The sequence below is a fragment of the uncultured Methylobacterium sp. genome (assembly GCF_964244095.1).
In the GTDB taxonomy this organism is placed as follows: domain Bacteria; phylum Pseudomonadota; class Alphaproteobacteria; order Rhizobiales; family Beijerinckiaceae; genus Methylobacterium.
Genome location: NZ_CAXTHR010000134.1, coordinates 1 through 11,451 on the forward strand (window position 1 = coordinate 1; position 11,451 = coordinate 11,451).

At 71.1% G+C, this 11,451-nt stretch carries 10 protein-coding genes and 1 pseudogene; 4 read left to right on the forward strand and 7 right to left on the reverse strand.

The window, feature by feature from the left end; genetic code table 11:
- The 3 genes from ACFE86_RS17690 to ACFE86_RS17700 all read left to right on the forward strand — a co-directional run.
- A partial coding sequence (locus ACFE86_RS17690; protein ID WP_375456635.1) for a class II fructose-bisphosphate aldolase occupies positions 1 to 641 on the forward strand: 641 nt, incomplete at its 5' end.
- A 50-nt stretch (positions 642 to 691) separates the two neighbouring features.
- On the forward strand, positions 692 to 1,348 hold the full coding sequence (locus tag ACFE86_RS17695; RefSeq protein WP_375456636.1) for a thiamine phosphate synthase: 657 nt from the start codon (positions 692 to 694) through the stop codon (positions 1,346 to 1,348).
- Between the two features lie 98 nt (positions 1,349 to 1,446).
- Positions 1,447 to 2,388: a tetratricopeptide repeat protein gene (locus ACFE86_RS17700; protein WP_375456644.1), complete on the forward strand. Its 942-nt coding sequence runs from the start codon at positions 1,447 to 1,449 to the stop codon at positions 2,386 to 2,388.
- 5 nt (positions 2,389 to 2,393) lie between these two features.
- Here the strand turns inward: ACFE86_RS17700 and ACFE86_RS17705 are convergent, their stop codons facing one another.
- The 4 genes from ACFE86_RS17705 to ACFE86_RS17720 form a co-directional block, all read right to left on the reverse strand.
- Positions 2,394 to 2,819 carry a DUF779 domain-containing protein gene (locus ACFE86_RS17705; RefSeq protein ID WP_375456637.1) on the reverse strand — a complete coding sequence of 142 codons (426 nt, stop codon included), beginning with the start codon at positions 2,817 to 2,819 and terminating at the stop codon, positions 2,394 to 2,396.
- A gap of 583 nt (positions 2,820 to 3,402) precedes the next feature.
- A complete protein-coding gene (gene adh, locus ACFE86_RS17710; protein ID WP_375456638.1) occupies positions 3,403 to 4,926 on the reverse strand; it encodes an aldehyde dehydrogenase in 1,524 nt (507 codons plus the stop codon).
- 226 nt (positions 4,927 to 5,152) lie between these two features.
- Positions 5,153 to 5,455 carry a plasmid stabilization protein gene (locus ACFE86_RS17715; RefSeq protein ID WP_375456639.1) on the reverse strand — a complete coding sequence of 101 codons (303 nt, stop codon included), beginning with the start codon at positions 5,453 to 5,455 and terminating at the stop codon, positions 5,153 to 5,155.
- A 29-nt stretch (positions 5,456 to 5,484) separates the two neighbouring features.
- A complete protein-coding gene (locus ACFE86_RS17720; protein ID WP_375456640.1) occupies positions 5,485 to 7,107 on the reverse strand; it encodes a histidine kinase famiy protein in 1,623 nt (540 codons plus the stop codon).
- A gap of 432 nt (positions 7,108 to 7,539) precedes the next feature.
- Here ACFE86_RS17720 and ACFE86_RS17725 point away from each other — a divergent pair, with 432 nt between their 5' ends.
- Positions 7,540 to 7,776: a hypothetical protein gene (locus ACFE86_RS17725; RefSeq protein ID WP_375456641.1), complete on the forward strand. Its 237-nt coding sequence runs from the start codon at positions 7,540 to 7,542 to the stop codon at positions 7,774 to 7,776.
- Positions 7,777 to 8,121: 345 nt separating this feature from the next.
- Here the strand turns inward: ACFE86_RS17725 and ACFE86_RS17730 are convergent, their stop codons facing one another.
- The 3 genes and pseudogenes from ACFE86_RS17730 to ACFE86_RS17740 form a co-directional block, all read right to left on the reverse strand.
- Positions 8,122 to 10,086, reverse strand: a complete 1,965-nt coding sequence (locus tag ACFE86_RS17730) for an AI-2E family transporter (protein WP_375456642.1) — start codon at positions 10,084 to 10,086, stop codon at positions 8,122 to 8,124.
- 19 nt (positions 10,087 to 10,105) lie between these two features.
- On the reverse strand, positions 10,106 to 10,486 hold the full coding sequence (locus ACFE86_RS17735) for a response regulator (RefSeq protein ID WP_375456643.1): 381 nt from the start codon (positions 10,484 to 10,486) through the stop codon (positions 10,106 to 10,108).
- Between the two features lie 122 nt (positions 10,487 to 10,608).
- Positions 10,609 to 11,451, reverse strand: a pseudogene (locus ACFE86_RS17740) (glycogen debranching enzyme GlgX); the annotation flags it as partial.

The following is an 11,451-nucleotide window of genomic DNA, read 5'->3' on the forward strand; positions in this document are numbered from 1 at the left end:
TGCTCGGCTCGCTGGAGAGCGGCCAGGGCGAGGCCGAGGACGGGCACGGCGCGGAAGGGCAGCTCTCCCACGACCAGTTGCTGACCGACCCGGACGAGGCGGTGAAGTTCGTGGCTGCCACGAAGGTCGACGCGCTGGCGGTGGCCATGGGCACCAGCCACGGCGCCTACAAGTTCACCCGCCAGCCCGACGGCGAGGTGCTTGCGATGAACATCATCGAGGAGATCCACCGGCGCCTGCCGACGACCCACCTCGTCATGCACGGCTCGTCGTCCGTCCCGCAGGAATTGCAGGACATCATCAACGCTTACGGCGGAGAGATGAAGCCGACCTGGGGCGTGCCGGTCGAGGAGATCCAGCGCGGGATCAAGCACGGCGTGCGCAAGATCAACATCGACACCGACAACCGCATGGCGCTCACCGGCCAGATCCGGAAGGTGCTCGCCGAGAACCCCGCCGAGTTCGACCCGCGCAAGTACCTCAAGCCCGCCATGGAGGCGATGACCAAGCTGTGCCGCCAGCGTTTCGAGGCGTTCGGCACCGCCGGCCAGGGCTCCAAGATCCGCCCGATCGCGCTCTCGGCCATGGCCAGGCGTTATGCCGACGGCTCGCTCGACCCGAAGATCGCGGCCGCCGGCTGAGGGAGAGCCGACCCGCTTCCCCGGACCGCGCGGCGGCGGTATCACGGCGCATGACCGACGTGCCCCGCCTCACCCTGCTGACCCCGCACCGGGTCGGCCCCGAACAGGTCGATGCCCTGCTGCCCGCCCTGGAGCGCGCCTGCGGGACGGGCGACGTCGCCGCGGTGATCCTGCGGCTGGCGCCCTCCGACGAGCGCAGTCTGATCGCGCTGGTGAAGCGGGTCGCGCCGGTGGCGCAGGCGGGCGGCGCGGCGCTGGTCGTGGCCTGCGCCGGGTTGGCGGGCGACCTCGTCGCCGTCTCGGCCCGCGGCGGCGCGGACGGAATCCACGTCGACAAGCCGGCCGAGGGCCAGTTGCGGGACCTGCGCGAGCGCCTGCGCGATGGGCGCATCCTCGGTGTCGGCGGGATCGAGACCCGCCACGCCGCGATGGACGCGGGCGAGGCCGGGATCGACTACCTGATGTTCGGCGGCCTCTACCCCGACGGCGTCGCCCCGGAGGCCGAGGCGGTCCGCGAGCGCGCCGCGTGGTGGGCCGAGATCTTCGAGACGCCGTGCATCGGCGTGGCCTGCGGGGAGGGCGAGATCGCCGGCCTCCGCGCCACGGGGGCCGAGTTCGTCGGCCTGGAGGGCGGCCTGTGGATGGCCGAACCTGCGATCCTCGCGCGCGTGCGGGACGCGTTTGCGGGCGCCGGAGCCGCACCGTGAAACGCCTCCTTTCGGCCGTGGCCCTGCTGGTCCTCGCGAGCCTTCCGGCGCGGGCGGCGCCGGGCGCGGTGGAGCCGTCCAAGCCTCCGGGCACGGACGTGGCCAAGCCTCCGGGCAAGGACCCGGCCAAGCCGCCGATGCGGGACCTGCCGACGCCCTACACCGCGGGCTACGCGGGAGGCGCCCGCCCGCCCGCCACCGACCGCCCGCCGGACTTCGCCTACGGCGCCTACCAGCGCGGGCAGTACGTGACCGCGTTCCGCGAGGCGACCAAGCGCATCGAGGCCGACCGCAGGGACGCGGCGGCGATGACGCTGCTCGGCGAACTCTATAATCAGGGCCTCGGCATCCGCCCCGACCCGGTGAAGGCCGCGGAATGGTACCGGCTGGCGGCGGCGCAAGGGGAGCCCGGCGCGATGTCCTCGCTCGGGCTGATGGCGCTGGACGGGCGCGGCGTCGCCAAGGACCCGAAGGCCGGACGGCGCTGGCTGGAGCAGGCGGCCGAGCACGGCTCGCCGACGGCGGCCTACAACCTCGCGCTGCTGCTGCTGGGCAGCGGCACCGAGGACGATCAAGCCCGCGCCGCCACGCTGTTCCGCAAGGCGGCCGACGGCGAGATCGGCCCGGCCCAGCACGACCTCGGCGTGCTTTACCTCCAGGGCCGCGGCGTCCCGAAGGACGCAGGCCAAGCGGCCGAACTGTTCCGCCGGGCCGCCGACAACGGGGATCTGGCCGGCGAGGTCGAGTTCGCGATCCTCCTGTTCAACGGCACCGGGCTGCCCAAGGACGAGGCGCGCGCCGCCCGCTACTTCCTGCACGCGGCGGCGCGCGGCAACGCCATCGCCCAGAACCGGGTCGCGCGCCTCTACGCGACCGGGCGCGGCGTGGCGAAGAATTCCGTCGAGGCGGCGGCCTGGAACCTCGCGGCGGCCGGCCAGGGCCTATCCGATGCGTGGCTCGACCAGGCGCTGAACGGCCTCAACATCGACGAGCGCACCCGCGCGGAACGGCTGGCGGCCGAGCGGGCGCAGGCGCAGTAGGACGCCTACAGCTTGCACGCCCCGTCCAGCGCCGCGTTCTCGGCCGCCGTGAACAGCCGCGAGCGGATGTGGAAGCGTTTTTCGCGGCCGTTCTCCAGGGAGAACATGCCGCCGCGGCCCGGCACCACGTCGAGCATGATGTGGGTGTGCTTCCAGACCTGGAACTGCGGGCGCGAGATGAAGAAGTCCGCGCCGCCCACCTGGCCCAGATGCACGTCGCCGTCGCCGGTGATGAAATCGCCCACAGGGTAGCACATCGGCGAGGAGCCGTCGCAGCAGCCGCCGGACTGGTGGAACATCACCGGCCCGTGCTCGGCCCGCAGGTCCGCGATGAGCGCGAGCGCCGCCGGGGTGGCGGTGACGCGCAGCGGCGTCCCGTCGACGCCGGCCTGCTCAGCGGTGGTGGCCTCGATCGTCGATGCCTCGGTCATGGTCTGATCTCTCGTCCGTGATGGATCGTCCGCATATAGCGCGAACCGGGAGGAATCCCGGTCCGGCCCCTCCTTCTCCCCTTCGCGGGCCAGCAGATGCACTCAATCTCTCGACGCGATCGGATGACGCGCGGGTCCCCTCTCCCCGCAGGCGGGGAGAGGTCCGGCTGCACCCCGTCGTGCAGCCGGGGAGCGAGAGGCGAAGCCGAAGCGACGGTGAGGGGACGCGATCGGATATGCCTCCTTCGGTGTCACCACCTCACCCTCGGCTGCCGCCTCGCTTTGCCGACAACAAGGTCGGCAAAGCCCTCTCCCCGCAAGCGGGGCGAGGGGATGCGCGGCCACCGACGCGCCAAACGCAGGGATGCGTGAAGCCGCAGACTCTCCCCTCTACGCGAGAGGGAAGGGGGCGATCGAGAGAGCCAACTCGGGAGATGCGTCCTCTCCCGCCGCGAGCCCCAACGGAACGACTTCCGGCCAACCGTGAGTTGCGAGAAGAAGACCCCGGCCGCGTGGGCCGGGGCGAGGTGGTTTCGGGTGGTCGAGGCCCCAGCCCGGAGGAACCGAGGCACCACCGTCGAGGCTAGAAGAATCCGAGCTTCTTGGCCGAGTAGCTCACCAGCATGTTCTTGGTCTGCTGGTAGTGGTCGAGCATCATCTTGTGGTTCTCGCGGCCGATGCCGGACTGCTTGTAGCCGCCGAAGGCCGCGTGCGCCGGGTAGGCGTGGTAGCAGTTCGTCCAGACGCGGCCGGCCTGGATCGCGCGGCCGAAGCGGTAGGCGCGGGTGCCGTCGCGGGTCCAGACGCCGGCCCCCAAGCCGTAGAGCGTGTCGTTGGCGATGGAGAGCGCGTCGGCGTCGTCCTTGAAGGTCGTGACCGAGAGCACCGGCCCGAAGATCTCCTCCTGGAAGATGCGCATCCTGTTGTGGCCCTGGAACACCGTGGGCTGGACGTAGAAGCCGTCGGCGAACTCGCCGTCCTTGACGTTGCGCGCGCCGCCGGTGAGCACCGTGGCGCCCTCCTGCCGGCCGATGTCGATATAGGAGAGGATCTTCTCCATCTGCTCGGAGGAGGCCTGCGCGCCGATCATCGTCGCGGGGTCCAGCGGCGAGCCCTGCGTGATCGCCTCGACGCGCTTGATCGCCCGCTCCATGAAGCGGTCGTAGATCGACTCGTGCACCAGCGCGCGGCTGGGGCAGGTGCAGACCTCGCCCTGGTTGAGGGCGAACATCGTGAAGCCCTCGAGCGTCTTGTCGAGGAAGTCGTCGTCCTCGTTGGCCACGTCGGCAAAGAACACGTTCGGCGACTTGCCGCCCAATTCCAGCGTGACCGGGATGAGGTTCTGCGAGGCGTACTGCATGATCAGCCGGCCCGTCGTCGTCTCGCCGGTGAACGCGATCTTGGCGATGCGGGGCGAGGAGGCGAGCGGCTTGCCGCATTCCAGGCCGAAGCCGTTGATGACGTTCAGCGTGCCCGGCGGCAGCAGGTCGGCGATCAGCTCCAGTACCACGAGGATCGAGGCGGGGGTCTGCTCGGCGGGCTTCAGCACGATGCAGTTGCCGGCGGCGAGCGCCGGGGCAACCTTCCAGACGGCCATCAAAATCGGGAAGTTCCACGGGATGATCTGGCCGACGACGCCGAGCGGCTCGTGGAAGTGGTAGGCCACCGTGTCGTGGTCGATCTCGGAGATGCCGCCTTCCTGGGCGCGGATGCAGCCGGCGAAGTAGCGGAAGTGGTCGATGGCGAGCGGGATGTCGGCGTTGACCGTCTCGCGGATCGGCTTGCCGTTGTCCCAGGTCTCGGCGAGCGCGATCAGGTCGAGGTTCTCCTCCATCCGGTCGGCGATCCTGTTGAGGATGCGGGCGCGCTCGCCGGCCGAGGTCCGGCCCCAGGCGTCCTTGGCGGCGTGGGCGGCGTCGAGCGCCTTCTCCACGTCCTGCGCGTCCGAGCGAGCGACCTCGCAGATGACCCGGCCGGTGATCGGCGAGGTGTTCTCGAAGTAGCGGCCGTTCGACGGGGCAACCCACTGGCCGCCGATGAAGTTCTCGTAGCGGGCCGAGAACGGCGACTTGGTCCTGGCGTCGGCCAAAAATTCCGGCTTGTTCATGGTGCTGTTCCTCCGTGCGGCTCCGGCATGGCGTGCCGGCCTTTTCGGGCGTCTCGCCGGCCCGTCGCGGCCGGGGGCGAAGGACCGCCGCCGGCATGTCGGGACGTCCGGCCATGAACGGCCGCGAGCGCCGCAGGCAGCCTAATCCCTTCCTGCCGCGATGGCGACCGTCTCGATGCGCTCAAGGATACGCCGCCGTCCCGGTTCGGCCTCTCGGTCCGCTGCGTCAGCCCCCGCGCGCCTTCCGGGTGGCGGCCGCCTTCCTGGCCGAGGCCGACCGCTCCTCGGCGGTGCGGCAGGCCGAGGCCCCGCCCTTCTCGCCGCCGGCATGGGCTGCCGGATGCCCCGTCACTCTGGCCCGCCCCGAGCCGCCGGGCTTCCTGCCGCCGCCGTCGTCCTTATTGACCGTCGCCCAGGCGCGGGCCTCGGCGTCTGATTCGGGCACGCCGCGCTTCTCGTAGGAGTCCGCGATGTGTTCGGCCTTGCGGATCTGCTTGTCGGTGTACTTGCCCTTGTCACCCTGCGGCATGGCTTCCTCCCGTCGTGCGAAGACACCCTTCAGCCGGCTCCGGTCGGCCCGTCGAGGACGGCACGCACGCGGCGGACGAGGTCCGTGCGGCGGTAGGGCTTGTTCAGCAGGTCGAACTCCGATCCGCCGGCATCGGTTCGCTCCAGGCTGGCCTCGGCGTAGCCGGTGGTGAGCAGCACCTTGAGCCTGGGCCGGCGGCGGCGCGCCTCGCGGGCGAGCATGACGCCGTTCATGCCGCCGGGCATGATCAGGTCGGTGAAGATCAGGTCGATCCGGTCGTTGCCGTCGAGGATGTCGAGCGCCGCCCGCCCGTTCCCGGCCACCAGCGTCGTATAGCCGAAGTCGCGCAGGATCGTCCGGGCGAGCTCGGCCACGTCCTCGCGGTCGTCGACGATCAGGATGGTCTCGGTGCCCTGCCGCTCGACGGCGCACGTGGCGGCCTTCGGCGCCTCGGCGACCACGAGCTCGGTCGCCGGGAACGACAGCCGGACGGTGGTGCCCCGGCCCAGGGTCGATTCGATCTGCGCCGCCCCGCCGGACTGCTTGGCGAAGCCGTAGACCATCGAGAGCCCGAGCCCGGTGCCCTTGCCCTCCTCCTTGGTGGTGAAGAACGGGTCCATCACCCGCGCCAGCACGCTCGGCGGCATGCCCGTGCCGGAATCCGTGACGGAGATCTGGACGTAGCGGCCCTCCCGCAGGGGGCCGGTACCGGTGAGGTCGTCCGCGCTCACGTCGAGGTTCTCGGTGACGATCCGGATGGTGCCCCCATCCGGCATCGCGTCGCGGGCGTTGATCATCACGTTGAGCAGCGCGAGTTCGGCCTGTGTGGGGTCGACGCGGCAGTTCCACAGGTCCGGGGCGAGGTCGCGTTCGATCGTGACCGCCTCGCCGACGGAGCGGGCGACCATCTCGCGCATGCCCTCGATCAGGCTGTTGAGGTTGACCGCCCGGCCCTCCAGCCGCTGCTTGCGCGAGAAGGCGAGGAGTTGCTGCGTCAGCGTCGTCGCCCGCTCGGCGGCGTGGCGGATGTTCTGCGCGGCGCGTCCGAGCCGGGCCTTGTCGGTCTCCGGCTTCTCCAGCCCGGCGCTGAGGATGTCGACGTAGCCGACGATGACCTGGAGCAGGTTGTTGAAATCGTGCGCGATGCCGCCGGTGAGCTGGCCGAGCGCCTCCATCTTCTGGGCTTGGCCCAGCGCCTCCTCGGCGTCGCGGCGGCGCGACACGTCGAGCTGGGAGGCGAAGAAGAACATCAGTGCGCCGTCGGTGTCGTAGACCGGCGAGACGAACAGCGCGTTCCAGAAGGTCGAGCCGTCCTTGCGGTAGTTCAGGATCTCGGTGCTGTGTTCGCGTCCGTCGTCGATCGCCGCGCGCAACTGGGTCACCGCGTCGCGGTCCGTCTCCGGTCCCTGCAGGAAGCGGCAGTTCCGGCCGATCAGTTCCTCGGGGCCGTAGCCCGACATCGCCACGAAGGCCTGGTTGGCGAAGATGATCGGGTTGTCGGGCTGGTGCGGGTCGGTGACCGTCATCGGCATGCGGGTGGTCTCGACCGCGGCGAAGAAGATCTCGTTGCGCGGGTCCGATACGTTGATCGCCGACCCGGTGCCCACGCGGGTGGTGCGACCGGTCGGCGGGGTCTCTGGCGTCATGGTCATGCCGATGGTGTCTCACCGCTGCGCTGGGTTTCCGCGGCCCGGCCCCTGCAGAACCCGCCTCGGGCCGAACGTGCGCGGCGGGGCGCGGACGCCCGGGATCGCTGTCCGCCGAACGCGTCGGCGCGACCTGGCACCTTCGCGGCAACGCCGGGAACGGCCATGCGATCCGCTCCGCGCGGGCGTCCACCTCCGATCCACCGGGTGCCGGCGCGCCGTGACGCGGTCCCGGCCCTCTCGCGGCGACCGGAGCGTCCTTCCGTCCGCCATCGCCGCGCGGCGATGGCGCCGTTTCCATCGACATGGAATCGATTCCCGACCGGTCTCGCGGACCGGATTCCCGCAAGGCGGCTCTTGCGGCCGGCCGCGCTCGGCGCGAAGACGGTAACCCGCAAGCGTTCGCGATCGAAGTTCCAGAGCCAACGGCCCTCGCGCATGTCCGACATCGACGTGGTCTTCCTAGCCCCGGACGCCGTCTCGGGGCATGGGGTCCGATCCTTGCGCCGGACGATCGCGTTTTCGCCCGGGCAGCCGGTCCCGCGGATCGGCGAATGCGTCATCATCGGCTTCGAGGACGAGCCGGCGCGGTGGCTGGTTGAGGACGTGGCGCACATCTTCGACCGCGACGCGCACGGGATCGCCATCAAGCTGACGGCGCCGGAGGGTCTCTGACGCCGAGCGGCGGAAAGGTCAACGTCCCCGGTCGTCTTGCCAGGGCGATCGCTCGAAGAGCGATCGTGCCGCTTTCCGGGCGCGAAGAGCGCCCCGCGGAGCGGGCCCGAGAGGACGGATGTCCTCTCGGGCGTCGAGCGGAGCGCAAGCCAAGGCCGCGGAGGCGGCCGCCGGCGCTTGAGGCAACAATAAACCAGGGCGATCGCTTTCAAGCGATCGCCCTGTCGTCCTGCGGACATGCGTCGCCGACGGAACGGCGGACGCCTTCGAGCTTGCGCGCCAAGGGACTTGCGCGCCAAGGGACTTGCGCGCCAAGGGATCGGAAAAAGGCTCGGGCGGCCTCGCCTACTCCGCGGCCTGCGCGAGCGGCCCGGCCGGCACCGCGGGCGGCCGGGCCGGCACGCCCGCCCCGTCGCGGGAGGCGGCCAGCGCGCTTTCCAGTGCCGCGTTGAGGGTCGTGGCCAGGAAGTCGGCCGAGGTCGCCCGACGCAGGCGGTCGAGCGTCGCCGGATCGCGCTCGCGCCAGAAGCCGACCAGCACGCGCACGCCCGGCACCGCGGCGCGCGCCTGCCGCACGGTGAAGCGGATCTGTGACAGGCTCACCGGTTCGAGGTAGGAGAAGCAGATCAGCGCGATGGCGCCGACGTCCTTCGGACGCGCGCCCGCGCGGATCGCTACCATCGACATCACCTCGGAGCGCAAGCCCTGGCGGGTCAGCGTCTGGCTCAGCATCAGCGTCGCCGCCTCGTCGAACGGGCCGCGGCTGGAGACGCAGAGCACCGGGGCGGAGCCGCGCCAGGCCGGGGCGAGGTCCTCCGGCCCGAGCACGATGCCGGCGACCTGCCGGTCCGGCCCCGCTGCGGCGACGGCGGCGGCGGCCTCGGTGCTGGCGGGCCGCGGCGCGCCCTTGCGCGGGCGCCGTGGGACCGGCGCGGTGCCGAGGCGCGCCACCACGGCGCGGATCGCGGCGCCGACCTCGCCCTGGCGTTCCCGGTCCAGCGTTCCCCGCGAGAGGTCCTCCTGCGCCAGCCGCAGGCCCGCCAGCGCCACCTCGTCGTAATAGGTGACCAGTGCCCGCTCCTTCAGGAACTGGCGGCCCTGGTCGATCGCCTCGGCCGGGTCGTTGGCCAGCATGCGCTGGTAGAAGATCTCCGGCGGATCGAGCGCCGGCTGGTCGCCGAGCAGCACGTCGAGGTACCACAGCCGGTCGACGTGGCGGCCGAGCACCACGAGGCAGACGGTGAGCGGGGTGGCGAGCACGAGGCCGATCGGCCCCCACAGGAAGGTCCAGATCGTCGCCGAGAGGATCACCGCGATCGGCGAGAGCCCCGTCGAGTGTCCGTAGAGCAGCGGCTCGATCACGTGCCCGGCGATCGGCTCGACCACCAGGAACAGGGCCGCGGTGGCGATCACCATGCTCCAGCCGGGATCGACCGCTGCGGCGAGCACCAGCGGCAGCAGGGCGCTGACCGCGGCGCCGATGTAGGGCACGAAGCGCAGGATCGCCGCGAGCACACCGAACAGCGTCGGGCTCGGCACCCCGATCAGCCACAGCCCCACGCCGATCACCACGCCGAAGGCGACGTTGAGGGCGAGCTGCGCCAGGAAGAAGCGGCTGAGCCGGCTCGCCGCGTCGTCGATCGCCGCGGTGGTGCGGCGCAGGTCGCCCGAGCCCGCGAGCCGGATCATCCGGTTCCGCAGGTCCTCGCGCTGGAGCAGGATGAAGATCGTGAAGATCAGGATCAGGCCGGTGGTCGCCAGCGGGTGCAGGATCGGGCCGGCGAAGGTCTGGAGGTTGTCGACGAGGCTGGCGCGGGCCGCGCGGATCTCGACGGTGAGCGGATGGCCCGGAGAGCCGGGATCGCCCTTCAGCTCGGGCGCGGGCGGCGGCGAGAGCGTGGCGCCGAGGTCCTGGAACACGTCGGCGATGCGGGACAACGTGCCGGTGCCCGCGGTGGCCCCGCGCAGCGCCCTCACCTTGTCCTGCATCACCTGCGAGTAGCGCGGCAGGTCGGCGGCGAGTTGCCCGCCTTCGCGGGCGATCAGGGTGCCGATGCCGAACAGCGCGCCGAACACCACGACCACCACGAGCAGCACCGCCGGCACCCGCGGCACGCGGATGCGCCGGAGCAGCCGCACGGCCGGGACGAGGACGAAGCTGAGCAGGATCGCCAGCGTCACCGGCACGAGGATGTCGCGCCCGAAATACAACGCCGCCATCGCCGTCACGACGAGGAGGATGGAGGCGAGCGTCACGAAGACCGGCAGCCCGTGTCTCAGGCGCTGCGCGGTGACGGGGTCCTCGCTCATGGGTTACGCTCCGCCACGCTCACGCCTCCGGCGCCGCCTCCCCCAGGGCCGCGCCGATCTGGCTCAGCAGCTTCGAGAAGTCGACGGGTTTGGGGTGGTAGTCGTCGCAGCCGGCCTGGATCGCCTTGTCGCGGTCCCCCGACATGGCGTGGGCGGTCAGCGCGATGATCGGGATGGCCCGGGTGTCGCTGCCGGATTTCAGCGCGCGCGCGGCCGACCAGCCGTCGAGGACGGGCAGGTTCATGTCGAGCAGAATCACGTCGGGATGGCCCGCGCGCGCCTGCCGCACGCCGGCCTCGCCGTCATGGGCCAGGATCACCTCGTAACCGCGGCGCCTGAGCCGACGCGAGAGGAAGTCCCAGATCTCCTCGTGGTCCTCGACCAGCAGAATCTTGGGCATGAGCGGATGACCCTCTCGACGCAGGCCGCCGCGCGTCGGTCTCCAACGCGCGGCGGCGCACGATCGTCCAAACTTGGGTGGCACGTCGCCGGCGCGAACAGAACGCGTCGGGCGGCGCCCCTCTAATCCACGTCGAGATGGAAGTGGACGTTCTCGATGTTGGCGCGCTCGAAAGCCTGCATCACGTGCTGGTAGGAGCGTTCCATTTCCGTGGAGGCATCGCCGGGCGTCTCGTCGGGCTTGAGCACGAACATCAGCATCGAGCGGCCGGTGACGTCGTAACGCTGGCCGGAGCCGAAGCTCGCCACCGCCTGGTCGTCGGGCAGGTTGGTGTCCAGCAGCCGCGTCCAGGCCGAACCGCCGACCGATTCGGGCAGGGTGAACTGCACGAGGTCGTGATAGGCGTTGTACATGATGAGCAGGGTGGCGTCGCCGCCGCGCCGATGCACGCCGGTGGCCTGGGCCCGGCCGTCGAGGAGCACCGCCATCGAGCGGGCGCCGCCGTCGCTCCAGTTGCCGCCCTCCATCTCGGCGCCGTCCGGGCGCAGCCACGTCACGTCCTTGACGCCGAACTCCTCGTCGTAGCGGCCGGTGAGGAAGCGCCCGCGGCTGAGGATCGGCAGGGCGTTGCGCAGCAGGATCAGGCGCTGGGTGAACTCGGCCAGATCCCGCTCCTGCGCGCCGATCCCCGCCCAGTCGATCCACGAGACCTCGTTGTCCTGGCAATAGGCGTTGTTGTTGCCGTTCTGGGTGCGGGCGAACTCGTCGCCGGCCAGCAGCATCGGCGTGCCGCGCGACAGGAACAGGGTCGCCAGCATGTTGCGCATCTGGCGCAGGCGCACCGCGCGGATCTCGGGGTCCGTCGTCGGCCCCTCGACCCCGTGATTGTACGACAGGTTGTGCGAGTGGCCGTCGCGGTTGCCCTCGCCGTTGGCCTCGTTGTGCTTGTCGTTGTAGGCGACCGT